The organism is Kitasatospora sp. NPDC018619 (genome assembly GCF_044391605.1).
Lineage (GTDB): Bacteria > Actinomycetota > Actinomycetes > Streptomycetales > Streptomycetaceae > Kitasatospora.
This window is the reverse complement of record NZ_JBISAI010000010.1, coordinates 1-23,777: the sequence shown is the minus strand read 5'-3', so window position 1 is coordinate 23,777 and position 23,777 is coordinate 1. Positions and strand designations below refer to the sequence as shown.

Here is a 23,777-nt window from a genome sequence, read left to right as displayed (position 1 = left end):
ACCTCAGACCAGCACGTCCACGTCCGGCACGGCCGGTGCCGGCAGGGCGGGCGAACCGAGGTTGCGGGCCGGCTCGGCGGGGGACGCCGACGCCTCGTGCAGCGCCCGGGCGACCTGCTCCGCCAGCGGAGGGCCCGCCGGGTCGGCCGCCCGGCGCACCACGCCGTCGGCGACCGCGGCCGCCCGGTGCTGGCCGAAGCTGCGCCCGCCCCAGCCGTCCCGCCCGTCGCGCGGCTCCCAGGCGAGCGCGACGCCGGGGCGCAGCGGCGAGGCGAAGACCGACGCCTCCGCGGCGATCCCCGGGAGGCCCGCGACGGCCTCCGCGAGCAGCGGCGCGGCGCCCGCGTCCCCGGCGTCGAGGTAGACCACCACGGCGTCCCGCCGCGGGTACGTCCACGGACGGGACAGCACCTTCGCCCGGTACCGCACACCCAGGCCCGCCAGCCGTTCCAGCAGGGCGCGCCACACCGGCGGGGCGGCACCGGGTTCCGCCAGGTGCACGTACAGCCGCAGCACCTCGCCGGCCGCGACCGGCGCGCCCCCGGGCCCGTCGACCAGCAGGAAGCCGGGCGACAGCGCCGGCCGCACCGCCGGAAGCTCGACCAGGCAGGGCCGGCCGACGGCCGGCGGCCCGTCCGGGCGCACCGCACCGGCCCGCACGCCGACCAGCACCCGGCCCAGCTCGACCCGTACCGGAGCGTCCGCCCCGTCCTCGGCGGCCCCGACCGGCGAGCGGAGCACACCCGCCGCGACCGTCCGGGTGTGGCCGGTGGCCGCGATCAGCTCGCTCTCGAAGGACGCGCTGCGCCGCGGCAGCCGCGCGGGGCCCTCCCGGCGGGCGATGCCGGCGTGCCAGCGTTCGTACAGCAGGCCGGCCAGCGCCGAGCGCAGTTCGCTCCAGGTGTCCGCGGCCACCACCAGGTCGTCGTCGACCTCGACCCGCGGCGTGCCGTCGGTGATCCGCAGGCCGCCGAGCGCCTCGCGCAGGGCGGGCGAGAGCGGGGCCGGGGAATGCTGATGGGACACGATCGTCTCCTGATCCCGTTGTCGATCCGTACGAGTGGGCGTGGGCCCGCGGTCAGTCCTGGACGAGGCCGAGCACCGCGGCGGAGCGGAGCGGGTCGAGCAGCGCGTTGCGCCCCACCCCGGCGGCCCCGCGCAGGGCGGCGGAGAGGCGGTGGGTGAAGGCCGCCGTGGCGAGCGTGCGCTCGAACAGGTGCCAGCCCGCGTAGCGGGTCACCCGGACGGTGAACTGCTCCTCGTCGGGGGAGGGCCGGGTACGGCCCCGGCGGTAGCCGGACCAGAACGCGGCGATCTGCGGACGCACCGCGTCGAGCTGCTCGGTGCCGCTGCGCATCAGCGCCTCGTGCACCTCGGCGGGCGAGGCCGGGGTGTCCGGCCCGAGGCCCGCGAACATCCCGGTGGCCGCCCGGTGGAGCCACTGGCCGACGTACGCGCCGACGTCCCGGGCCGCGTCGGCGATCCGGAACTCCTCCCAGTCCGTCAGGTACAACTCCTCGCCGGACAGCAGGAACTGGTCGAGCCGCAGGTCGCCGTGGACCGGCACCGCGGGCGCGGCGGCACTCGCGTCGGCCAGTTCGCGCAGGGCGGCCCGGACCCGCTTGTCGTGCTGGAGCATCGCCCACACCTCCAACTCGCCCCCGCTGGCGGCGGCGTAGTTCTCGGCGGTCAGTTCCGCCACCCGGTCGGCGGCCCGTTCCGGCCCCCCGGTGGCGGGCTGGGGCAGGTCGGCCGGGGCGACCGGCAGCCGGTGCAGTTCCGCGAGCGCCAGGCCGGCCCGGTGCGACAGCGCGGCGTCGAAGCGGCCCTGGTCGGCGAGCAGGTTGCCCGGTACCGCGTCGGCCAGCCGCTCGTGCACCAGCAGCAGGGCCACGGGGTCGGCGCCGAGGAAGGCCGGCGAGCGCCAGTGCTCCGGGGGGCGGCCGGCGGCCAGCGCCCGCTCGAAGGCGCGGGCCCGGTCGAACCGTTCGGCGGCGAGCGGCGGTGCGAGGCGCTTCACGAACACCTCCCGGCCGTCGGTGGTCGGGCCGGCCCAGTTGTCGTTCCGTCCGGCCCGGCTGGTGAGCGTGCGGTCCGCGAACGGTGCCACGCCCAGGCGTTCGAGAGCGTGGACGACCTCGGGGACGTGGTCGAGGGGGACCGGTGCGAAGACGCCGGTGGGGTCCGTGTCGGGGGCGGGCCCCGTCGGCGTTCCGGCCGTGTCCCGGATCGCGGTGATCGTCGCTGCCATGGGAGCCACCGTAGGCGGGCCCGCCCCCCGACGGGCAGCCGCACGGCCCTGCCAGGCACGGCCCGCACCGGGGCCGGCAGAGCACTGCCGGGCGGGGCCGTGCGCCCGCAGGTCCCTGCCGGGGGACGGGTGCGGCGCAGCGGACCGGCAGGGACCTGGCGTGAGGTCGTGACTCCCCTGACGGGGAGCCGCAGTTGTCTGCCTCTGGGCGGGCGGAGGCGGCGGCTGGTGTGCTGGTGGCGCTGCGATCGGCAGCGGACGTGTGAACGATGGGAGTCAGCATGGACAGCAGCGACCTGATGGGCGGTTACTCCGCCTACACGACGCCGGGTGCGGCGCGCAACGACCTGGTGTCGATCCCGGACGGGACGGAGGGGTTCACGCCCGTCGTCACCTTCATCTCGGTGATCTCGCTCATCGTGAGCCCGGCCACCATGTCCCTCCTGTAACAGGGGCCGATCCGAGCGTCCGGCTCGGGCCCGTCCGGCACGGACCCGTGCCGCCACGATCCGGTGGCGGCCGGGCTCCGCGCCCCGTACCGCCCGCCGGCCTGCCCGAGTCCGGAGGCAGGATCCCGGTGGTGCTGCACCCGGCAGCAGTTGAGAACGAATGGAGTCAGCATGGACAGCAGCGACCTGATGGGCGGCTACTCCGCCTACACCACCCCGGCGGCAGCGCGCAACGACCTGGTGTCGGTGCCCGACGGGACGGAGGGGTTCACCCCCGTCTCGATCACCGTCTCGATCTCGGTGCTGGTCACCGTCATCGTGCGGGGCTGCAACTGAGCCCTCGGCGCCGTGTCGTGCCGTCGGCGCGGCCGTCGGCCCGTACCGGCGGCCGCCGCCCCAATCCGGAGTGAAGGGACCTCGCGTGAACGCCAGTAGCCTGATGGGCGGTTACTCCGCCTACACCACGCCGGGCGCCGCCCGGGACGAGCTGGTGTCGGTCCCCGACGGGGCCGAGGCGAGCATCAGCGTGCCCAGCATCGTCATCTCGTGGATCGTCTCCGTCGTCGCCCAGACCCTGGCCTGAGCCGCCGCCTGGGGGCACGCCGCCGGTACGGCCTTCGGGCCGTACCGGCGGCGGTGTTCGGTGTCCGCGTTCAGCGTTCAGCGCTCCCCGGGGGCCGGTACCGTGCGGTGGACCCAGCCGGCGATCGCCACGCGGGAGGAGCAGTCGAGTTTGCGCATGGTTTCGCGGATGTGGTTCACCACGGTCCATTCGGAGATGGCCAGCTGCCGGGCGATCTGCTTGTTGCTCAGGCCCTCGGCGATCAGCCGGGCGACCTCGATCTGACGGCGCGTCAGCGGTGATCCGGAGGGCGGCACGGCCGCCGCGGCCGCAGTCGCCGAAGGGGGCGCGGCGGGCCGGCCCGGCACGGGCTCCGGGCGCTCGCCGGGCGTCCGGACGGCCGCGCAGCCGAGCGCGAACTCCTGGATCAGCTCCGGGAGTTCGACCAACGCTCCGGCCGCCATGGCGGCCAGCGAATCGCGGTCGCCGGGCAGCAGCCGCCCTTCGGCCCGGCCGACGGTGAAGTCGGGTTCGGTCGGGTCGTCGAGCAGGTGGCGCCGGACGGCGTGGAAGCAGCCCAGTGCCCGGGCGACCGCGGCGGCGCGGGCGGCGCGGCCCGGCAGCAGCGGGCTGCCCATCAGGGCGAGCAGCGCGCCGAGCGCGGCCGGGGCGCCGAGGGGGCGCAGCGCGGACACGGCGCGGTCGAGGTAGTTGGCCGAGTCCCCGGCGCGTCCCGCGGCCGCCGCGAACGCGCTCAGGTGCAGCAGCGCGAGGCCGGCGACCAGGCTGTCCCCGGCCTGGATGGCCTCGGCGAGCGCGCGGGTGGCCAGCGTGGCCGCGGTGTCCGCGCAGCGGTGGAGGAACTCCGCCAGCGCGGCGTCCAGCAGCCGGCGACGGGCCAGGTGGCTGCCGTCGGCGCCCGGCTCGACGGCCCGGTGCAGCAGGGCGAGGCCCTCGTCCGGGCGGCTCGGGGTGACGGCGATCCCGCGCAGGTGCCTGGTCCTGGCGGCGAACCCGCCGTCCGCCGGGGCCTCGTGGCCGGCGCCGCCCGCCCCGACCCCGTCGAGGACGGCCAGCGCCGCCTCTGGCTCGTCGTCGCGCACGGCGGCCTCGGCCAGCAGCAGGGCCGTCCGCCGCCGGATCTCCCGGTCCGCGCCGGGGCCGCCCAGTGAGGCCAGTCCGGCGGGCCAGTCGAACGGGGTGCCGATCGCGTAGTGGTACACCCGGGACAGCTCGGCGAGGTCGAGCGCCTCGTCCGCGAGCCCGGCGGTGACCAGGGTGTCCAGTGCCCGGCGGATGTTCCCCTCCTCGCTGCGGAAGGCGATGATGCCCCTCGCCTGCGGGCCGTCCGTGATGAGGCGGACGGCGGAGGCGGCCAGCCGGGCGTGGTGCCGGGCGTGGGCGAGCCGGACGTCCTCCGGCCCGGGCGCCGCCTCCGCCGTCTGCTCCTGCGGCCGGTACGACCGGCGGCCGAAGGAGAGGTGCAGCCGGGTGCGGGTGTAGCCGTCGAGGCGGCCCGAGGGAAGCGCGGAGAGGCTGAGCAGGTGCCGGTCGAGCAGTGCCTCCAGGGCGGCCGGGTACTCGTCGAGGCCGACCCCGGAGATCTGCCGCAGCGACTCGGGCCCCGCGCCGCCGCTGAACACCCGGGCGCAGGCGAGCAGTCGGCGCCCGGCCTGGCTCAGGTCGCGCAGCGCCTCCGGGTCCGGGTCGTCGGGGCCGTACGCGTCCAGTAATCGGGCGAGGCCGTCGACGCCCGGCCGGGGCCGGTCCGGAAGCGTTCCGGCCCGGGACTGGCCGTCGAGCGCGGCCCACAGGACCTCCGGCCCCTCCAGGGCCGCGATCCGGGCGGCCAGGCCGATCGACCCGGGGTTCCCGTGGAGCTCCACGCAGGTGCGGGCGACGGCCAGTTGGTTGTGGCGCCCGATCCGGAAGGCGGGGTTGAAGGCGCGCAGGCAGGCCACGAAGAGCTCGACGGAGGGCACCGAGGCCAACGCCTCGACGTCGATGGCGCAGCAGTCCAGCGGCACCGGGAGCGGGGGGACGCTGCGGTGCGCGAAGCCGTCCTGCGCCACCGGCCGCCGCGCGGTGACCAGCGCCTTGGCGCCCGTCCCGGCCAGCGCCCGGGCCAGCCGGGCCAGGACCCGCCGGTCGGGGTCGCGGCGCCCGCCGTCCAACAGCAGTACGGGCGGGGCGTCGCCGGACTCGCGGGCCCGGGTGATCCACCGGCGCAGCCCGTCCGCCCAGTCGCTCCCGGGCGCCGGCACGATCCGGCCGACCGTCGCGCCGGTGCGGGCCTGGTGGGCGAGCGCGGCCTCCTGGGCGAGCCGGCTCTTGCCGATCCCCGGTGCTCCGGACAGCAGCACGCCGTCGACGTCCGGCCGTTCGAGCACGGCCAGGACCTCGGCGAGCTCGCCGGCCCGGCCGACCGTCTCCAGCGGGAAGGGGTCGGTGGCGGCGGGCGCCAGGGCGGTGCCCGGCGGTCCGGCCTCGGGCAGCCGGGCGGCGGCCGTCGAGGCGGCGACGGCGAAATCAGCGGACGTCATTTGCGTCTCCAGAACGTACCGGCGCGGTGGGTGACCTGGCTGGGTGGGTTCACTGTGACGGGTCGGCCGGCCCGGGCGGTGCGCCGGTGGCGCGCATCGGCCCGCCCGGGCCCGGGGCCTGCTCGACCAGGGCGCCGGCCGGGCACGGGAGGTGGTACATCGCGTGGATCCGGCGGCGGATCGGCTCCAGCGGGTACTGGTCGGCGTAGATGACCAGTTTGACCGTCACGCCCTCCAGCACGCTGCGCAGCATGACCCCCTCCAGGTCGGGGTCCTCGGCCCCGCGGGCGTGGAACAACGCGCGCAGCCGCTCCTCCAGTTCGGCGAGCAGCCGGTCCTTCCTGGCCTCCGCGGCCGCGTAGAGCGGATGCGTCTGCGGATCGATCATGAGGCCCAGGGCCATCTGCTGGATGTGGCGCGTGCGGTGGGCGGCCAGCAGCGCGCGGTCGATGATGGCGGACAGCTGTTCGTCCGGGGTGCCCTCGACGTCCAGGAGCTGGTGGACGCCCTCCAGGTAGCGGTTCAGCAGCTCGTCCGCGAGGGCCTGCTTGGTCGGGAAGTAGTAGCTGATCAGCCCGCGGGAGACACCCGCCTGGGCGGTGATGTCGGAGACGGTGGCCTGGTGGAAGCCCTTCCGGGCCAGGACGTCGATCGCGGCGCCGACGATCCGCTCGCGGGACGCCTCCCGCAACCGGGCGTTGACATGGGGTGAGCGAGGTGACACGCGGGCTCCTGGGCTGTGGCCGCTTCGGGCGTTGACTGTACAGCCATCCAGTCAACGGGACCAGGCCCGGGGACGCGCGAACACCGACGGCCGACGAGGGCCCCGCCCTCGTCGGCCGTCGGTGGTGATGGGCCCTAGTAGGTGCCCCACTCCTTGTCGGTGGAGACGATCTCGCGGCCCAGCGGCATGAGCGAGATCGGGATCATCTTGAGGTTGGCCCACCCGAAGGGGATCCCGATGATCGACAGGAACAGCGGGATGCTGGTGACGAGGTGTCCGATCGCCAGCCACCACCCGGCGAACACCAGCCAGACGACGTTGCCGACGCACGACGCGGGCCCGGCGTCCGGCCGCTCCACCGCCGTGCGCCCGAACGGCCACAGGATGAACCCGGCGATCCGGAACGACGCAATGCCAAACGGAATGGTAATGACAAGCACGCAGCAGATGATTCCCGCGAGCGCATAGGCCAGGGCCATCCAGATTCCGCAGAAAACCAACCAGATGACATTGAGGACGAATTTCAGGGCGCTCATGCTCGGTACCTTCTCATGGCTGATGGTGTTGCACTACGACCTGCGATGCCCGCCGGCGAACGCGTCTAAGCCCTTAGGGGTCGCTCCTCAGGGAGCGGTCCGGGTGAGCCCTTGCGCGCCCGGGCCCGGGCGCTGGGGCCACTGGCCTGTTCGCGGTGGTCGCCGACGGCCGCGCGGCGCTGTCGTGTGGGGGCGCCCGGACACGAACACCCTGGCACACCGTGCGAGACCTGGGGTGTCCCGGACGAGGCCCGGCGCAGAGGCCGCGCCGTCGAGGCCGCGCAGCTCCGCGGGGAGACGAGCCCGGGCAGCGCCTTCGTCGGCACGGAAAGTGCGGGTTGCGGGGGAATGTTCCGCCGGGACGGGGGAAACCGGCGTACCAGGAAAGCGGGAACTCCGGACGACGAGGAGGCAGTTGTGACCAGTGGACTGTGGGACTACGGCAACGCCGAGGGTTACGCCCCGGGCACCGACCTGACGGGTTACCGGGTCGAGGCCGAGGACGGTCACATCGGCAAGGTCGACCGGCACACCGAGGAGGTGGACTCCGCGCACATCGTGGTCGACACCGGCCCGTGGATCTTCGGCCGTGAAGTGCTGCTGCCCGCCGGCACCGTCCGGCGCGTGGACACCGCCGAGCGGACGGTGTGGGTGAACCGGACGAAGGACGAGGTGAAGAACTCGCCCGAGTTCCACAAGGACCGGCACACCGCGGACCCGGACTACCACCAGGCGATCGGCGGGTACTACGGTGGGGTCTTCTGACCGCTCCTCACCGGCGCACCCCGCAGGGCCCCGACCTGGTGGTCGGGGCCCTGCGGCGTTCCCGCCGAGCGGCGGGAACGCCGGCGCGCCTGACCGGACATCGGCCGACGGACCGTGCGGCACGCCCTGTGCGGTCGACGGCTGCGGGCAGGCGCTGGACGCACACGGCGTGGGGCCGTCCCCCCGAGCGGTCCGGCCCCGGCGGCGCCCCCGGCCCGGTGAGGCTCGGCGGCCGGGGCCTGGAGCTGCGGCCCGACTACTTCGTTCAGCGGAGCATCAGCCTGTTGGCGGGGCCGGACCGCCAGAGCCTGCTGCTGCCCCCGATCGCCGCCCCGACCGCCGAGCCCGTGGCCCGGACACCGGCCGCCGACGGCCTCGCTGCCGTGCTCGGCCCAGCCCGGGCCCGCGTCCTGGGCGCCACCGGCGTCAGCGCCTGCTCCACCACCGAACTCGCCCAGCGGCTCGGCGTCACCCCGCCCTCCGCCTCCGCCCATGCCGCTGCCCTGCGCACGGCCGGCCTGATCGCCACCCGCCGTGAGGGCAAACAGGTCCGCCAGACCCTCACCGACGTCGGCCACGACCCCGTCCTCGACAACCCGCCGCCTCCGCCCCCGGCCTGAGCGTCGGCGGGCCGCCTGGCCCCCGGAGCTGTGGGCCGGTCTCCGACGCCGGTCCGAAGGCCTCGGCCACCGGCGTACGGCCGGGACCCGCTCGAACGCGGAACCCGACCGTACGGGGGCTTCGGCCGATGTCGTGGAGTCCGGTTGACACCTACTCGTAGTAGCGGCGCTCCTCGACCGGCTCCTCGCTCTCGACCCTGCGGACCAGGCGTCGGCGGCGGAACACGTTCACGTAGGTGATCAATCCCAGAAGCCCGGCGGCCATGAGGATCCAGCCCACCAGGTGCAGGTTGACGCCGTTCACGTGCCAGTCGGTCGCGAAGGCCATGATGGCGCCGAGGGCGAACAGGACGATGCAGCCACCGATACCCATGCGGTCTCACTCCTCGTCGGTCGGTCTGCTCCTCGGGTTCCCCGAATCCGGACTTGAATGTCGGCGGGTTCCCGCGGGCTGCCCGGGGAGCCGTCGTGCGGGGCTGATCGAGGAGACCTCGCTCGTGAGACGGCTTGTCGCTCCGCAGCCCAGCGGACCGTACAGCCGGGGACGATCGACGGGGTCCTGCCCTGAGGCGTGGACACGGCGGTGACCGGGACGGTCCGCCTGCGCGGTGGGCTGTTCGTCTCCGGCACCGGGCCGGCCGGCCCGCCCCGACCACTCCTCCGCGCTCCTGCGCGCGACCGGCATCCCGGTCGCCGCCGCCCGCGGTGCCGCCGCCCGAGGCGGTTCCTCGAACCACCCGCCCCGTCGTCGCGGACGCCCTCGGCCACCACGACAGGACGCCACCGCGCGGTCCGGCCGCCACCCCGGCCTGGCCGGGACGGCGACTGCCAGGAGCATCACGTCGTTGCCGCCGCCGTCGTTCCCGCCGCCGTCGTTCCGGCCCCGCAGGTGGGATGCCGCCGATCGGTGCCGTGGCTCACTGCGGCGGGCCGGGGTTGCCCTGGCCGTACTCGCCCGGTGTGCCGGTTGAGGCCGGGCCCTCGTCGGTGCCGGCGACCCGCCAGGAGTCGGGGTCGGGCCGGCGGCCGTCGGGTTCCTGGGCGGGGGCGGCGCGGGGCACCGGCTCGGGCGGCCTGGCTCGGGCGGCCCGCCGGCGCCCGCCCCAGACGAACGCCCCGATCAGGGCCGCTCCGATCAGCACGGCGGGCACGATCAGCACGAGCAACGGGGGGCCGCTGGACGTCTGCGCCAGCAGGGACGGTGTGTCGATCACCGGGTCCTCCTCAGCAGCTGGGGAAGCCGCGCGCGAGCACGGCACGGTCCTCGGGCGCCTGCCCACAACAGCCGCGTGCATGCGGGCCCACCCACCCCGACAAGGCGAGACGGCCCGGCCCGGCCTGCGGAGGATGGCCGCCGGCCCGGCGCACGTCCACTCCGAGGGGATGTCGCGGTCCGCCAGGGCCCCGGGCAGCGACAAGGCGAGTGCGTTGCGTGGGAGCAGCGCGTCGGCCTCGCGCGGCTGACGCCCTGCTCCCGGGGCAGGGGCTCCTGACCGGCTCCCGCGTGCTCCCCGCCCGGCGCAGCGCGCTCTGCCGTGACGACGGCCGGCACGGGGACGTGTCCGCACCCAACCCACCCGGTGGGCGGGTCGGCCGCCCTGTTCGAGGGGCTCACGGATCGCTCTGGCGCGTGAGACCTTCCCTGCTCGTGTCCGGCCTCCTGGCCGCGGCCCTGGTCGCGGCGGGCCCCGCCGGTGCCGCTTCGGCCGCACCCACCGGCCGGCCGGCCCGGGTGGCGGGTAGTCGGGGGGTCAGAAGTTCCGTGCCTGGGTCACCTGGTTCAGATGGATCAGGACGTCGTAGGCCCGGCCGAGCGCGAGTTGCGGCTTCGGGTCGCTGACGTAGACCGAGCCCGCCTCGTAGGTGGGACGGGAGGCGTCCAGCCAGTCGCGGGCCGCCCGGGGAGCGGTGCGCAGGTCGACGTAGTAGTCCCGGTAGCGGACCCGGTCGAGGGTGTACTCGTTCATGTCCGGGGTGGCCGGCGGCACCGTGACGGTCTTCCAATCGTCCGTCAGAACGGCGTCGTTGGTCAGGAAGGAGCCGCTGTCGAAGGTGAAGCCGATCGCCGCGTAGTCGCGACCGTAGGTGTCGCGCAGCCGCGAGCCCTGCGGCTCGGGGTACAGGAAGGTGTCGGTGGCCAGGTATCCGACGTGCCCGTTGTGCGCGGACAGCAGCACCTTGCCGCCGGTGTGGCGCTGCCACCACGCGGTGTTGTCCGCCATCGCCCGGTCGCGCAGCTGCTCCGCGGCGGAGACCGAGGCCGGGTCGGACATGTCCAGGGTGGCGAAGGCGAAGGTCTCGGCGATGTTCCGGGCGTGCTGCACCGCCCACGCGTGGGCGTCGTCGGAGGCGCCGGCGCCGCTCGCGGTGACCAGGTCGAGCGCCTGCTGCGCCTTCGCGGCGTTCTCCCGGCGCTCGGCCAGCGGCTTCTTCAGGTAGGCGATGACGTCGTCGAGCGGCCGCAGGCCCGCGTAGAGGCCGTCGAGCTGAGGGAGGACGTCGGGGCGGGCCCCGCGCACGTACGAGGTGACCTGGTCGAAGATCCGGTCGCCGAGCCTCGGCAGGCCGAGGTCGTCGCCCACGAAGTGGACCGGGTTCTGCGGGTGGCTCCGGTTGTACTCCCGCATCCAGGCGATCAGGTCGGCGAACTCCTCACGGTCCCACGGGCTTGCGCCCAAGGCGTCCTTGACGAGCTGCCGCGCGTCGCCGGGGCCGCCCTGGACGTACTCGTCGATCTGCAGGCCGCTGCTCCAGCTCGTCTCCAGGGCGAAGGCGGTGAAGCCCTTCTCCTCGACGAGGTAGCGGAACAGCCGCTGCTTCATCGCGAAGAACTCGTGCGAACCGTGGGTGGCCTCGCCCAGGCCGACCACCTTGGCATCGCCGATCATCGCGCCCAGGGCACGCAGGTCGGTGGTGCGGCCGCCCGGTTCGGTCGTCCGCAAGGGCTGGGCGACGCCGTCCAGTGCGCGCACCACGGCGGAGCGCTGCGACGCGACCTGATCCGCGGCCGCGTTGGCCGCCCAGGGCGTCGCCGGCGCGGCGACCGCCGCCACCGGGACCAGCGTGGCCGCGGCGGCCATCACCGCCGTCAGCAGTCCGCGCCGCCCGATCCCCTTGGTGCCTGCCATCGTTGTGATCACTCCTCGACTCGCGGAACGCCGCTGCCTGCGACGTTCGGTGAGTCGATCTTCGCCGGGGCGGGCCCGCCGCGCGCTGGGGCGGACCGCCGTCTTCACGGGGGGTAGCCCCCGACCGGATTCGGTGGCCGACCCCCCGGCCGCCGTCGGCCCGCCGGCCGTTACCGCGCGCGTATTCGCCCTTGTCCTTCCGGTCCAGGAGGGCGGGTCGGGCTCGACCACCAGGTCGACGAGCAGGTCCGGGTCCCGATCCGGATCGGGCCGGGAGCCGGTGCCGGAGATCGGCCGGTGAGGCTGGGCGGACGGTCCTGCCGGGACGGACGGCGCGGCGCCCCCGTGGAAGAACTGGCGGCGAACGGGGCACCGAGGCCCGGAGAGGCGGCGGTCGCCGCCGGTCGAGGTCATGCAGGCCGGCTCGTGCACGGTGGTGCGTACGACCATGCCGCCAGGGGGAGAGGTGCTCGCCCGACCAGGTTCGGCAGCACCCCCGCCCGTAGGCCGTTGCCCGTAGACCGGTCCCGGTGATCCGCGCGGGATTTCGGCGTCCGGACTATTGTCAGGAAACTTTACTTTTCACTAGGCTCTCGGCGGCGGCTTGGCGGGGCACCCCCTGGAGCGGGGCGTGACGCGCTCAGCGAGAGCTCTGACCCGGCCGCCGCGGTGGTGAGGGAACCACCGCTCGACCGGCGGGGATCGCGTGCGGGCCCGCCGGAGTCCAGCTCTCGCCGTCGTTCGAGGTCAGGGAGTTCAGGGATGCGTCCGCAAGTCTCGGTAAGGCCTGTTCACATCGGAGTGTTCGCCGCGGCGCTCGTGCTGGTCGGCGGACTGTTGCTCGGCTGGTCCGGGCGGGCGGGAGCGGCGGCCGATCCGCTGCTCTCGCGGGGCAAGGCCGCCACGGCCTCGTCCACGGAGGGCTCGTCCTATGCGGCGGGCAAGGCGTTCGACGGGAACACCGGTACCCGGTGGGCGAGCGCGGAGGGGAAGGACCCGCAGTGGCTGGGGGTCGACCTCGGGGCGAACGCCACGGTCTCGCGGATCAAGCTCTCCTGGGAGGCCGCGTACGCGAAGGCGTACCGGCTGGAGGTGTCGACGGACGGGGCGACCTGGACCACTGTCGCCGAGGAGAAGGCCGGCAACGGCGGTACGGACGACTGGACCGGGCTGACCGGCAAGGGCCGGTACGTCCGGATGTACGGCACGGCCCGTGGCACGTCCTACGGGTACTCGCTGTTCGAGATGGAGGTCTACGGGGTCACGGACACCACGCCCTCGCCGACCGCCACGCCCTCGCCGACCGGCACCGCCCCGGGCGGGGCGTTCACCGTCGTCGCGGCCGGTGACATCGCGGCACAGTGCACCGCCTCGGACAGCGCCTGCGCGCACCCGAAGACCGCCGCCCTCGCCCAGAGGATCGACCCGAAGTTCTACCTGACGATGGGTGACCACCAGTACGACGACGCCCGGCTGTCGGACTTCCGCGCCTACTACGACAAGAGCTGGGGCGCGTTCAAGGCGAAGACCCACCCCGTCCCCGGCAACCACGAGACCTACGACCCGGCCGGCTCGCTCGCCGGGTACAAGGCGTACTTCGGCAGCATCGCCTACCCGCAGGGCAAGAGCTGGTACAGCTTCGACGAGGGGAACTGGCACTTCGTCGCCCTCGACTCCAACTCCTTCGACCAGAGCGCCCAGATCGACTGGCTCAAGGCCGACCTCGCGGCCAACACCCGCAAGTGCGTCGCCGCCTACTGGCACCACCCGCTGTACTCCTCCGGCGGGCACGGCAACGACCCGGTCTCCCGGCCGGTGTGGCGGATCCTCTACGACGCCCGGGCGGACCTGGTGCTCAACGGGCACGACCACCACTACGAGCGGTTCGCCCCGCAGGACCCGGACGGAAAGGCCACCGCCGACGGGATCGTCGAGATCGTCGGCGGGATGGGCGGCGCCGAGCCGTACCCGATCGAGCAGGTGCAGCCGAACAGCCAGAAGCGGATCAGCGGCGACTACGGCGTGCTGAAGCTGGACTTCACCGACTCCGGGTACGGCTGGAGCTTCGTCGGGACGGACGGCAAGGCCAAGGACACCAGCCCGACCTACAGCTGCCACTGATGATGTACCTGGCCACCACGGGCCGTCGTTCGGACGCGCCGCCCCGCCCCGCCGGGGTGGGGCGGCGCGTCCCGGGCACGGTCGTCGCGCTCGGCGCGGTCAGCCTGGTCACGGACGTCTCCTCGGAGATGGTCACCGCCGTGCTGCCGCTCTACCTGGTCCTGGGCCTCGGCCTCTCACCCCTCCAGTTCGGCTTCCTCGACGGACTGTTCAACGGAGCCACGGCACTGGTCCGGCTCCTCGGCGGGCGGCTCGCAGACCGCGGCTCCGGCCGGCACCGGACCGTCGCGGGGGCGGGCTACCTGCTGTCGGCGCTCTCCCGGCTGGGCCTGCTGATGGCCGGCGGGGCCGCCGGCGGGATCGCCGCCGCGCTGGCCGCGGACCGGCTCGGCAAGGGCGTGCGCACCGCACCCCGGGACGCGATGATCACGCTCAGCGCACCGCCGGAGACCCTCGGCCGGGCGTTCGGCGTGCACCGGGCGATGGACACGACCGGGGCGCTGCTCGGCCCGCTGGTCGCCTTCGTGGTCTTGTGGGTGACGGCGGACGCGTACGACGCGGTGTTCGTGGTCAGCTTCGCCACCGGCCTGCTCGGTGTGGTGGTGCTGGGCCTCTTCGTCCCGGCCGACCCGTCGGCACCGCCGCCGCGGGCCGCATCGACCCGCCCGGTCCCGTCCGCGCTCCCGTCCGCGCTCCCGTCCTCGCTCCCGTCCGCGGAGCCGACCGCCGCCCCGACCGCTGACCGGTCCGCTGCCCCGGTCGCGGGGCCGAATGCCGCACCCGGCCCGGCCGGCACGGCGGCCCGGTCGACCTCCGACCCCGCCTTCCGGCGGGTGGTGGCGGCCGCCGCGCTGCTGGGCGCCGCGACCGTCGGCGACTCCTTCCTCTACCTCCTGCTCCAGCGCGGCCTCGACCTGTCGGCCGCGCTCTTCCCCCTGCTGCCGCTCGGCGCGGCGGCCTGCTACCTGCTGCTGGCCGTCCCCGCCGGGCGGATCGCGGACCGCGCCGGACGGCGGATCCCGTTCCTGCTCGGCCACGGCGCGCTGCTCGCCGCCTACCTGACGCTCCTGGCCCCGTCGGGCCTGCCGTCCGCCGTGCTGGTCCTGGTCCTCCTCGGCGTCTTCTACGCCGCCACCGACGGCGTGCTGATGGCGCTCGCCGCGCCCGCGCTCCCGGCCGCCGGCCGGGCGAGCGGCCTCGCCGTCCTGCAGACCGGACAGGCCCTGGCCCGTCTGGTCGGCGCGGGCGGGTTCGGCGCGGCCTGGACGTGGTGGGGGCCGCGCCCGGCCCTCGTCGCGGCCGCCCTCGCCCTGGCCGCCGCACTCACCGCCGCCTGGCGGATCCTCCCGGGAAGGAAGACGCGCCGATGAAGTCGCGAACGGTCCTGCTGGTCCTCGCCGTCCTCGTCCTCCTGGGCGGCTCCCTCGGCTACGTGGTGCACGCCCGCCAACGCGACGGTGGACCGCAACTCGTCGCCGCGGACGCCTCGTTCACGCTCGACCAGCCCGGTCTCTACTACCGCGACACCGCCACCGGCCGCGTCGCCCGCAGCCCGGGCGGCGAGCCCGGCGGCCCGTCCTGCGCCCGCTTCTACGCCGCGGGGGAGCGCGCCCTGTGCCTGCGTGCCCTGCCGGGCACCCCCGCCCGGACCCAGGCCGTGGTCTACGACCGGCGGTTCACCGAGCTCCGGTCGGTGATCGTCCCCGGGACCCCGAACCGGGCCCGGGTCTCGCCCTCCGGCCAGGTGCTCTCCTGGACCACCTTCGCCGTCGGCGACTCCTACGCGGCGGACCGCTTCTCCACCCGTACCTCGATCCTCGACCTGCGCACCGGCTACCTGATCAAGTCCGTCGAGGAGATCCCGCTGACGATCGGCGGGACCCGCTACCACGCCGCCGACGTCAACTACTGGGGCGTCAACTTCGCCGCCGACGACAACCGCTTCTACGCCACCGTCTCCACCGCCGGCCGCACCCACCTCGTCGAGGGCGACCTCAAGGCCTGGTCGGCCCGCACCCTGCGGGAGAACGTGGAATGCCCCTCGCTCTCCCCGGACGGCACCCGGATCGCCTTCAAGAAGAAGGTCTCCGCCGATCCCGCCGCGCCCTGGCGCCTCCACGTCCTCGACCTGGCCGACCTCCACGAACACCCGCTGGCCGAGACCCGCAGCGTCGACGACCAGGCCGCCTGGCTCGACGACGCCACCCTCGCCTACGCCCTCCAGGCCCGGGCGGGCAAGGCTCCCGACGTCTGGGCCACCCCCGCCGACGGCACCGGCACGCCCCGCCTCCTGCTCCCCGGTGCTTCCTCCCCGGTCGCCGTCCCGCCCCCGCCGGCCTGACGCCCGCACCGGCCCGGGACGGTGGGCCGCGCCCGCCCCGTGGACGTGGACGTGGACGAGGTGGTCTCCGCGACGGTGCGCCGACCGCGGGCGGTCCTCGGCGCGCACGGGCCGACGCGCCGGCGCCCGACGCCCCGGGGCAGATGACACCGGAGACCCAGCCCCTGGCGAACAAGCTCGCCAGGGGCTTCGTCCGCGCCGACCGGACCGGGTCCACCTCCCGCCGGTGCGTGGCGGGCGCGGGCAGCGGCTCCAGGGTGTCGCCGGGTGGGGCCCTGGCGGTCCCAACGTGCGGCCGGATCTCCAGCGCGAGGTCCGGCCCCCGCACCTCCTCGCCGCCGGTGCGGCAGGTCCAGGCCGCGTCCCCGGTCCTGTGGTGCCGGCAGGCCTGGGGTACTCGGCGCCGCGCACCGGACCCGCCGTCGCCCCCGGACCGCTGCCGGTGCCGCCGGTCGCCCCCGGCAGCGCCGTGCTCGTGCACCGGCTCGGCCCCGGACGATCGGCCGCCGTCGGCACCCTGCCGTTCGCCGCGGGGCACCGGCTGATGGTTCGTCGCCGTCGGGGCCCCGCCCGGCTGCGCCGCCGGCCTGCTGCCGGGGCTGCTGATGGCGAGCCGGCCTCCGGCGGGGCGGCCGGCGCCCGGAAGGTGCCGGTCGGTCGGGCGGTCGCTCGTTCTTGAGGCCGCCGCCGAGGCGGCGGGCCGCTGCCGTCCCGATGGAAGCCGCCCGGTCCGGCCCCGTCGTGCGGCAGTAGCGGGGCGAGCGCCTTCCGTGTTGCGGCCGACGCGGACGAGGACGCGGGCGTAGAACCGCAGGGCCTGCGGGTGTCCGGCATCCATCCGGTGGCGGGCGGTTCGCAACGTCGCCGGCGGGCCGCGCTCCGCGGGTCAGAAGCGCCGCCAGCGGGCGGAGGCGAACGAGAAGGCGCCGAACAGCAGCAGGCCCACCGCCGTGGCGGTGAGCAGCCCCGGACCGGCCGGCGTGGCGGCGAAGGAACGGAGGGTGTCGTCGACGCCCTTGGCCTGGTCCGGGTCGAAACGCACGGCCGCTGCGACGACGAAGGCCCCCACCCCGGCGAACACCGCGCCGCGCGCCGCGTTGCCGGCGATTCCGCCGACCGTGACGGCGCCGCGGGTGCGCGGACCCATCGCGCCCGTGTCCAGCTTGCGCAGGAACGTGCGCAGGAACGCGCGGACGGCGATCCCGATCCCTATCCCCGTCAGGACCACGCCGGCCGCGCCGACCAGCACGTCGCCACCCGGCAGACCGAGCACGGTGGCCGTCCAGTCCTTGGACGCGCGGTCGCTGTCGGAGGCGGCGCCGGCTCCCGCCGCGAAGGCTGCGGTGCCCCAGGAGACCGAGGCGTAGAACACCGCGCGCCCCGCACTGAGGAGTCTGCTGCCCGCCTTCCCGTTCCCCTGCCTGCCGGTCGTGGTGGCCACGGCGCGCCACAGCGCCATGCAGGCGAAACCTGCGGCCAGCAACCACAACAGCGCCCGGCCGAAGGGCTGGTCCGCGATCTGCTGGAGCGCACCCTGGCGGTCCGCCTCGTCCGAGCCGCCCCGGCCCAGGGCGATCCGCAGGGCGAGGTAGCCGACCACGACGTAGACGACGCCGCGGGCGGTGAAACCGACCCGGCCCGCGGAACGCGGCAACCACTCCGTCCAACCCGTGCGCCGGTGCCGCGCGTGCTGTGCCGTGGGTACCATGACTCCTCCTCCGTGGAGGGCGCCTGCCGCCCCCGGCGGCCGTGTGCCCGCCCGCACGACGGATACACGTGGGCACCCGTCCACCGCCCGTCAGACCACAGCCGCCCGACACGGCCGGAGCGCACGCCCGGGCGCGGCACAGCGGCCCCGGGCACGTGGCGGGAGTCGGCGCCTGTCCGGGGCGGTCGCGCCGCAGGTGCGGGTCATCGACGACGTGTCGTTCCCCAGGTGCGGCCGGGCCCCGGCCGGATGGCCCCCGGCCGCACTGCGGTGCGCTCGGGAACCGGGCGCACCGCCAGGTCGCGGTCAGTGTCCACGCCTGCCGCGGAGACCGCGTCGTGTGCGCGGGACCGGCAGTTGTGCCCGCCCGGGGGCCTGGCCTGACGAAGGCCAGGCCCCCGGCACCCGGGGCCCCACGGGCTGGGGTCCGGGTGTCAGACCAGGGCGGCCGCCTCCGGTTCGCGCATCCGGAAGGGCAGTGCCTCGGCCTGTCCGATCGGGTGGCCCAGCTTCTCGGGGTCACGGACGAAGATCCGCTGCAGCCACCGGTCGGTGCCGTCGAACCGCGGGGTGTACGGGGCACGCGAGTGCGAGGTGCGCGTGTTGTCGAGCAGCAGCACCTCGCCGCCGTCGAGGTTGACGTGCGCTGCGGTCGCGGTGACGGCCTCGGTGTAGGCCGCCAGTGCCGCGGCCACCTCCGGGTCGTCCGGGGTGTCGATCATGACGCCGTCGTACCGGACGCCGTCGTCGCCGTCGATGAGCAGGCGCATGTAGGTGGTCGGGTCAGGGTCGCCGCCGCGCTCCTCGGAGGCGGTGCGGTAGGCCATGTCGGCGTGCCACCGCAGGGGCACGGTCCGCAGGATCTCGCGGTGCTCCTCGCTGAGCAGGGGCAGCGCGCGGCGCACCGAGGCGACGAGCGTGGCCGCCTTCCGCTCGTGGTCGGGCCGGGCGCAGCCGATGACGACGTAGTGCTGCATGTCCGCGCAGTACGCCATCTCGGTGTGGTACCGCAGCGACACCTTGAAGTTGTTCGCGGTGGTCCAGTGCGCGCCCGGCTGGGCGAAGATGTCCTGGTAGCAGCTTCCGCCGCGGTTCTCCCTGTAGCCGGTGGCCTTGCCCAGCAGCATGCCGAACAGGGCCACCCAGGGCTCGGTGCCGATGAGCGGTTGGTCGGCGGGTGGCGGGTAGCTGCTGGGGGTGGCCGGCAGCGCGGCGGGGTCGAAGGGCAGGCCGGTCAGGTGGAGGTAGCCCTGCTCGTTGCCGTTGCGGCGGAAGTCGGTGACGGCGTCGCGCAGCGGTGCCGGTATCCGGGTGGAGAGCTCGGTGGCCGCGTCGAAGAACGCGGGGTAGTCCTGCCGGGGCCGCTGCGGGAGCTGGGCGGCGAGCGCTTCCAACTCGGTGGCGTACGGTGCGCAGTTGATGGAGTCGGACACGGTGGTTCCCCTTCCGGGCATGGGCTGAGTGGGTCAGGACTGCAGGGACCGTCGCATGAGGTGGACGCCGGTGAGGCCGAATCGCGGGTGGCGGAAGGCCTCGGGCACCACGGCCATCGACTGGAAGCCGAGGCTCTGCCACAGGCGCAGGGCCCGGTGGTTGGTCTCCACGACGGCGTACGCCTCCATGGCGTGGTAGCCGGCGGTCCGGGTGGCGTCGATGACGTGGTCGGCCAGGATGCGGCCGACGCCTTTCCCCCAGTGGTCGGGGTTGACCATCAGGTCGAAGTTGGCGACGTGATCGCCGGGGCCGTACCGCAGCGGTTTCGTCATCATCGCGGCCAGCAGCTCACCGTCGGCCTCGGCGATGTGGACGACGGAGCGGTGCGGGTCGAGCCACAGGGCGCGGGCCTCTTTCTCGGTGGCGTCGACGGGGTAGGGGTGGGTTTCCCCTGCCGACACCACGCGCTGCCAGACCGGCCAGATGCGGGGCCAGTCCTGGTAGACGTCGGCAGTGCGGCAGGTGAGGCTCTGCAAGGCACTGGTGCCGGTGCGTATTTCCACGTCCACGTTCTCTCCAACGGAATGCGCCGTTCGGCGGGTGGTTTCTTTTCAGCGTGCTCTGGTCGTCCGGCAGGGCAATCCAGTGGGCCGTGCGGCAGGTCAGCCCGTTGGCGTCGTCAAGGGGGGGCGGAGCCCGTCCCGATGCCGGTCGATTCCCTCGCGCCGGGGTGCCGGTGCGAGGCCGGGCGGTGGATTCGATGACGGCGACCACGGGGTCGGAGACGGTGGCTTCGCTGTTCGTGCCGGACATCAGGAAACTCCCGAAGGAAAAGGGCCGAAGATAGGGGTGGAGCAGGGTGTGCCGGGGCGGGTGCGCCCGCGCCGACGGTGAGAAGGTGGGCCGGTCGTCGACACAGGGGGACGGCCGGCAAGGCTGTGCGGAGGGCCGGGGCCTGCGGTGCTCTGTACGGGCCTGCCATCGGCGAATCAATCGACAATCCCCGATATCCACTCACAGGGATCCCGCCCCAGGCTCCGGAGGAGAATTCTGCAGGACTGGCCACCGTGTCGGAGTTCCCTCGGCTATTCGGAACCGGGCTCCAATGCGCTGAACGCTAGGACCGGATTGGAGTTGTGTCAAGGACGGAAATCCTTCGTGGCCCGGCGGACTTGACTCCGAATCAGTGCACGGCGGACCGGCCCGCTTTCGTCATGGGCCTCGACCCGCCCGTCCGACTGAAATTCATGGCCTGTGTCCGCACGGTTCGGGGATGCCGGCTCCGACGGCCGTGCCGACGAGAGCCGCGCCGGTGAAGACATCGGGGTCATCAGCCGTGAAGCACCTCGAGGGCGAGGAGGAGCACGGTGGCAACTCCACGAACCACGCGGCCTGCATGACCGGCGTCGAGACGTCCGCGTCCCTCATCGGCTGTTACCTCCTTGGCCGGCGGCTACCTCGGTCTTTCTACAGCCCCGACCGGCCCACAACCAGGGCGGTACGCCAATCGGATGAAATTAGCCCAAGACGGGCTGACCGGACGCCAAGGCCGGTGCCACGATCGGCCCGTGGGACGGGCGACGCGAAGTCCACGACCGAGAGGACGTGGTGGTCCGGGCGGAGTGCGAAGGCGCGACGGCGGATCCCGGTCTGCGGAGAGCCGGTGCGGCGTGGTCAACGCCCCCTCGTCCCGCCCGCGCCGAGGCCAACGCCGATGCCGTCGGGACGGGTGGCGGGGTCGCGGGCGATCGCCGTCCGTTCAGGTCCTCGCTCGTAGCCGTCGGAGCGCGCGGTCATGACGCCGTGGCAGTCGCCGCCGCGGAGCCGAAGCTCCGGCGTTGCAGGGCCGGACGTGCGGTCCCCCGTGGCGCCTCGTCCAGGATCGGTGAGCTCGCGCGGCGTCGTCCGGTCATCAGGGCGGCGTGGCCGCGGCCGGATTCTCGACCGAGCCGAGCAGGACACGCGCAATGAACAACCCTAAATATCCTCAAATCACCTTATCGGGTGTTTAACTCTCTCCGATCCTGTGTCCGCCAGGAGCCGATTCCGGCGGGCATCCACAGAGTTGTGCTGGTGGCAGCCGGCCGCTGCGTGCGGCCGTGTGCCTGTGCTGCGTCACGAGAACTGAAGAGGTGATCCGAGGTGGGTTCGTACAGATGGCGGCTGCGTGCCGCCGGTACGGCGTTCGGAGGAGGGGGGCGCGGACTGCTGATATCCCGCCCCGGATGGATCGGCTGGATCGCGCAGGCACTGGTGCTGGCGATGCTGCTGACGACGTTCGCCCTGTCGGCCAGTTCGTGGGCGAAGACGGTGCACCAGATCACCGGCAGGTGGGCGGGTACCGTGCCCGCGCAGCTGGCCGACGGTGAGGTGGTGACGGCCGAGTGGCGGGTGAACGTCAACGACGACGCCCAGGCGCCGTCCAATGAGCCGGTGGACAACGTCACCTTCTCGGTGACGCTTCAGCACGGCACCTTCGGCGCGGTCCCGGAGGCGTGCCTGACCACAGGTGTGACCCCGGTGTCGTCACTGTCGGCCGACAAGACCACGCTGACGTGCAACGTCGGCACCCAGCAGCAGGGCAGCGCGACGGTTGTCCAGAGCGCCGTGGTGGCGAACGGTCAGACCGGCGACAAGGTGTCCGCCACCGGAACCATCGACGGGCAGACCGCGATCCTGCCGGAGATCCCGATCAGGAACGCGTTCGGGATGGACATGCTCTGGAACAACTCGAGCAACGTCTTCCAGAACGGCCGGGGCTACTTCGACCTCGACTTCGAGTGGACGCTGAACCTGCGGAAGGGCAGTGAGGCCGGACCGGATTCGGTCAGCTACGTCCTGAAGGTGACGCCCCCCGCCGGCACCGTCCAGGTCGGCCCGGACGCCTGCGCCCCCTTCAGCGCGGGGTGGGCGAGCGAACACCCGTGGTCGGGAGGTTCCCACCCGCCGGAGTACACAGCTCCGTTCGTGAAGTCCTGCACGCTGACCCCGACCGGGAACGCCAACGAGTTCAAGCTGACCCTGACCGGCATCGACTACTCGCAGACGCAGGTGCCCACCAAGGACACACTCGGCAAGCCGCTCCCCACCGACCGGGTGGCCGTCGCCAGCGGCTCGGTGTGGTTCCGTCTCCTGACCACCCAGGAGGGCGGCACGCAACTGGAGGCGTCGGCTCCGACGTACACCTCCGTCAACGGCCAGACCGCGCAGGACGACCCCTCGAACAACCGGTCCAGCAAGGTCATCGAGAGCGGTGGCTACAACCAGGCCTGGCAGTCGCGCCCCAGCGGCTCCTGGCACGACGACACCTACCGCGTCTCCGCCGGCAGCGAGGTCGTCGGAATCGTCATGACCAAGGCCGGTGCCATCGCCATGCCGGCCGACACGAAGCTCGGCGTGTGCGACGTCATCGACACCAAGTACGCGACCTTCGAGGGTGTCTCGTGGGGCAGCACCCTCTTGGCCAAGCTCCCGTTCGAGTACTACACCGGCAACTCGCCGTACCTGGACCCGAGCTCCGCCAGCTACAACCCTGACGCTTTCGACTGCGCGACGGGCGGCGCGGACCCCGGGGCGACGGGGTGGGTGACCACGCCGCCGGCCGATCTGAGCACCGTGAAGGCCGTACGGTCCAACTTCCTGCGCTCCGACCTCGGCCCGGACGTGGCGGCACTGTGGGCCACCGACATGTTCGTGAAACTGCGGATCAAGGACACCGTTCCGCCAGGCACCGATGTGTGGACCTGGGGTCAGTACCGCGAAGGCACCTGGTTCTCCAACCCGGTGGTCCTCCTCTCGACGCCCAACGCCCGGTACCCCAGTACGACGGGGAGCCGGGACATCCTCCGGGTCATCTCGGTGACTCCCGCGATCTCCAAGTCGAGCGACCGGGTGGTCGTCAGGCCGGGTGAACCCGCGGGGTTCACGCTCAGGTACTCGGCCAACGGCGGTGGCAGCGTGCCGCCGTCGGTGGACGGGTTCAAGATCGTGGACACGCTGCCGGTGGGAATGACGTACGTGGCCGGCTCCGCTTCTCCGGAACCGGCGGTCACGACGGACGGGTCGGGCCGGCAGGTGCTGACCTGGACGTTCGACAAGGTGGTCACCAACGCGGAGCACGCGCTGACCTACCGGGCGGTGGCCGACGGCAAGGCGACTCCCGGCCAGGCGTTGACCAACTCGGCGGTGGCCTCGTACAACGGCCAGAACTCCGCGGTCGCGACGGCATCGGTGACGCTCTCATCGACCGGTGTGACGACGATCGGCAAGAGTGCCGACAGTCCGTTCATCCCGAACCTCAAGGGTGACGGCAGGGGCTCGGGTTCGTGGACGGTGACGCTGCGTTCCTACGACCCGGCTCCGCAGGCGTTCACGGACACGATCGACATCCTGCCGTACCGGGGTGACGGCCGCGGGACGTCCTACTCGGGCTCGTACCGGCTGGAGTCGGTGACGCCGGTGGCGGGTGCGAAGGTGTACTACACCACCGCCGCGCCGGGGTCGCTGTCGGACGACCCGGCCGATCCGGCGAACGGCAGGGCCGGGGACGTGACGGGCAACAGCGCGGGGTGGACGCAGACGTTCACGCCGGACGC

Annotated in this window: 20 protein-coding genes; 9 read left to right on the top strand and 11 right to left on the bottom strand. The window is 73.9% G+C overall.

The annotated features are described in order from the left end of the window. Window positions 1–3: 3 nt before the first annotated feature. Both ACH5AR_RS17465 and lxmK read right to left on the bottom strand, forming a co-directional pair. Window positions 4–1,026 carry a T3SS effector HopA1 family protein gene (locus ACH5AR_RS17465; protein ID WP_396302293.1) on the bottom strand — a complete coding sequence of 341 codons (1,023 nt, stop codon included), beginning with the start codon at window positions 1,024–1,026 and terminating at the stop codon, window positions 4–6. Window positions 1,027–1,078: 52 nt separating this feature from the next. Next, window positions 1,079–2,251: a class V lanthionine synthetase subunit LxmK gene (lxmK, locus tag ACH5AR_RS17460; protein WP_396302292.1), complete on the bottom strand. Its 1,173-nt coding sequence runs from the start codon at window positions 2,249–2,251 to the stop codon at window positions 1,079–1,081. A gap of 281 nt (window positions 2,252–2,532) precedes the next feature. Here lxmK and ACH5AR_RS17455 point away from each other — a divergent pair, with 281 nt between their 5' ends. The 3 genes from ACH5AR_RS17455 (at window position 2,533) to ACH5AR_RS17445 (ending at window position 3,283) form a co-directional block, all read left to right on the top strand. Beyond that, window positions 2,533–2,700: a hypothetical protein gene (locus tag ACH5AR_RS17455; RefSeq protein ID WP_396302291.1), complete on the top strand. Its 168-nt coding sequence runs from the start codon at window positions 2,533–2,535 to the stop codon at window positions 2,698–2,700. Window positions 2,701–2,871: 171 nt separating this feature from the next. Then, a complete protein-coding gene (locus ACH5AR_RS17450; protein WP_396302290.1) occupies window positions 2,872–3,036 on the top strand; it encodes a hypothetical protein in 165 nt (54 codons plus the stop codon). Window positions 3,037–3,121: 85 nt separating this feature from the next. Next, window positions 3,122–3,283 (top strand): hypothetical protein, encoded by a 162-nt coding sequence (locus ACH5AR_RS17445; RefSeq protein ID WP_396302289.1) that lies wholly within the window; start codon window positions 3,122–3,124, stop codon window positions 3,281–3,283. 77 nt (window positions 3,284–3,360) lie between these two features. On the opposite strand, the gene ACH5AR_RS17440 is transcribed toward ACH5AR_RS17445, so the two are convergent. From ACH5AR_RS17440 to ACH5AR_RS17430, 3 genes are all read right to left on the bottom strand, one after another. After that, a complete protein-coding gene (locus ACH5AR_RS17440; RefSeq protein WP_396302288.1) occupies window positions 3,361–5,805 on the bottom strand; it encodes a LuxR C-terminal-related transcriptional regulator in 2,445 nt (814 codons plus the stop codon). 49 nt (window positions 5,806–5,854) lie between these two features. Then, on the bottom strand, window positions 5,855–6,529 hold the full coding sequence (locus ACH5AR_RS17435; protein WP_396302287.1) for a TetR/AcrR family transcriptional regulator: 675 nt from the start codon (window positions 6,527–6,529) through the stop codon (window positions 5,855–5,857). A 134-nt stretch (window positions 6,530–6,663) separates the two neighbouring features. After that, complete coding sequence (locus ACH5AR_RS17430) at window positions 6,664–7,065, bottom strand: YccF domain-containing protein (protein WP_396302286.1); 402 nt, start codon at window positions 7,063–7,065, stop codon at window positions 6,664–6,666. A 417-nt stretch (window positions 7,066–7,482) separates the two neighbouring features. Between ACH5AR_RS17430 and ACH5AR_RS17425 the strand changes: the two genes are divergently transcribed. Continuing rightward, window positions 7,483–7,830, top strand: a complete 348-nt coding sequence (locus ACH5AR_RS17425) for a PRC-barrel domain containing protein (RefSeq protein WP_396302285.1) — start codon at window positions 7,483–7,485, stop codon at window positions 7,828–7,830. Window positions 7,831–8,114: 284 nt separating this feature from the next. Next, window positions 8,115–8,450, top strand: a complete 336-nt coding sequence (locus tag ACH5AR_RS17420) for a MarR family transcriptional regulator (RefSeq protein ID WP_396302284.1) — start codon at window positions 8,115–8,117, stop codon at window positions 8,448–8,450. A 151-nt stretch (window positions 8,451–8,601) separates the two neighbouring features. Here ACH5AR_RS17420 and ACH5AR_RS17415 read toward each other — a convergent pair whose 3' ends face one another. From ACH5AR_RS17415 to ACH5AR_RS17405, 3 genes are all read right to left on the bottom strand, one after another. Continuing rightward, the gene (locus ACH5AR_RS17415; protein WP_396302283.1) at window positions 8,602–8,823 is read right to left on the bottom strand and encodes a DUF6458 family protein; all 222 of its coding nucleotides are present in this window, start codon (window positions 8,821–8,823) and stop codon (window positions 8,602–8,604) included. 544 nt (window positions 8,824–9,367) lie between these two features. Further along, window positions 9,368–9,664: a DUF6479 family protein gene (locus ACH5AR_RS17410; protein ID WP_396302282.1), complete on the bottom strand. Its 297-nt coding sequence runs from the start codon at window positions 9,662–9,664 to the stop codon at window positions 9,368–9,370. A gap of 537 nt (window positions 9,665–10,201) precedes the next feature. Next, window positions 10,202–11,578: an erythromycin esterase family protein gene (locus tag ACH5AR_RS17405; RefSeq protein ID WP_396302281.1), complete on the bottom strand. Its 1,377-nt coding sequence runs from the start codon at window positions 11,576–11,578 to the stop codon at window positions 10,202–10,204. An 801-nt stretch (window positions 11,579–12,379) separates the two neighbouring features. Between ACH5AR_RS17405 and ACH5AR_RS17400 the strand changes: the two genes are divergently transcribed. Genes ACH5AR_RS17400 through ACH5AR_RS17390 form a run of 3 tightly spaced genes read left to right on the top strand, consistent with a single transcriptional unit; the run spans window position 12,380 to window position 16,040 of the window. Continuing rightward, entirely contained in the window at window positions 12,380–13,699 is a 1,320-nt protein-coding gene (locus tag ACH5AR_RS17400) for a discoidin domain-containing protein (protein WP_396302280.1), read from the top strand. A 2-nt stretch (window positions 13,700–13,701) separates the two neighbouring features. Next, window positions 13,702–15,069: an MFS transporter gene (locus tag ACH5AR_RS17395; RefSeq protein WP_396302502.1), complete on the top strand. Its 1,368-nt coding sequence runs from the start codon at window positions 13,702–13,704 to the stop codon at window positions 15,067–15,069. Further along, window positions 15,066–16,040 (top strand): hypothetical protein, encoded by a 975-nt coding sequence (locus ACH5AR_RS17390; protein WP_396302279.1) that lies wholly within the window; start codon window positions 15,066–15,068, stop codon window positions 16,038–16,040. Before ACH5AR_RS17395 ends, ACH5AR_RS17390 begins: the two co-directional genes overlap by 4 nt. Before the next feature lie 886 nt (window positions 16,041–16,926). Here ACH5AR_RS17390 and ACH5AR_RS17385 read toward each other — a convergent pair. The 3 genes from ACH5AR_RS17385 to ACH5AR_RS17375 all read right to left on the bottom strand — a co-directional run bounded on the left by ACH5AR_RS17385 (window position 16,927) and on the right by ACH5AR_RS17375 (window position 19,751). Next, entirely contained in the window at window positions 16,927–17,748 is an 822-nt protein-coding gene (locus tag ACH5AR_RS17385; protein ID WP_396302278.1) for a DUF1206 domain-containing protein, read from the bottom strand. A 434-nt stretch (window positions 17,749–18,182) separates the two neighbouring features. Beyond that, window positions 18,183–19,181, bottom strand: coding sequence for a TauD/TfdA family dioxygenase (locus tag ACH5AR_RS17380; RefSeq protein WP_396302277.1), 999 nt, complete (start codon window positions 19,179–19,181; stop codon window positions 18,183–18,185). A 33-nt stretch (window positions 19,182–19,214) separates the two neighbouring features. Beyond that, window positions 19,215–19,751 (bottom strand): GNAT family N-acetyltransferase, encoded by a 537-nt coding sequence (locus ACH5AR_RS17375; protein WP_396302276.1) that lies wholly within the window; start codon window positions 19,749–19,751, stop codon window positions 19,215–19,217. A 1,573-nt stretch (window positions 19,752–21,324) separates the two neighbouring features. Here ACH5AR_RS17375 and ACH5AR_RS17370 point away from each other — a divergent pair. Then, window positions 21,325–23,777: hypothetical protein (locus tag ACH5AR_RS17370; RefSeq protein WP_396302275.1), on the top strand; the 2,453-nt coding region annotated here is incomplete at its 3' end.

What these genes read in the sequence shown, in the direction of transcription:
- lxmK (WP_396302292.1), bottom strand. Translation starts at nt 2,251, where the DNA reads ATGGCAGCGACGATCACCGCGATCCGGGACACGGCCGGAACGCCGACG.
- ACH5AR_RS17455 (WP_396302291.1), top strand. Translation starts at nt 2,533, where the DNA reads ATGGACAGCAGCGACCTGATGGGCGGTTACTCCGCCTACACGACGCCG.
- ACH5AR_RS17450 (WP_396302290.1), top strand. Translation starts at nt 2,872, where the DNA reads ATGGACAGCAGCGACCTGATGGGCGGCTACTCCGCCTACACCACCCCG.
- ACH5AR_RS17440 (WP_396302288.1), bottom strand. Translation starts at nt 5,805, where the DNA reads ATGACGTCCGCTGATTTCGCCGTCGCCGCCTCGACGGCCGCCGCCCGG.
- ACH5AR_RS17430 (WP_396302286.1), bottom strand. Translation starts at nt 7,065, where the DNA reads ATGAGCGCCCTGAAATTCGTCCTCAATGTCATCTGGTTGGTTTTCTGC.
- ACH5AR_RS17415 (WP_396302283.1), bottom strand. Translation starts at nt 8,823, where the DNA reads ATGGGTATCGGTGGCTGCATCGTCCTGTTCGCCCTCGGCGCCATCATG.
- ACH5AR_RS17405 (WP_396302281.1), bottom strand. Translation starts at nt 11,578, where the DNA reads ATGGCAGGCACCAAGGGGATCGGGCGGCGCGGACTGCTGACGGCGGTG.
- ACH5AR_RS17395 (WP_396302502.1), top strand. Translation starts at nt 13,702, where the DNA reads ATGTACCTGGCCACCACGGGCCGTCGTTCGGACGCGCCGCCCCGCCCC.
- ACH5AR_RS17390 (WP_396302279.1), top strand. Translation starts at nt 15,066, where the DNA reads ATGAAGTCGCGAACGGTCCTGCTGGTCCTCGCCGTCCTCGTCCTCCTG.
- ACH5AR_RS17385 (WP_396302278.1), bottom strand. Translation starts at nt 17,748, where the DNA reads ATGGTACCCACGGCACAGCACGCGCGGCACCGGCGCACGGGTTGGACG.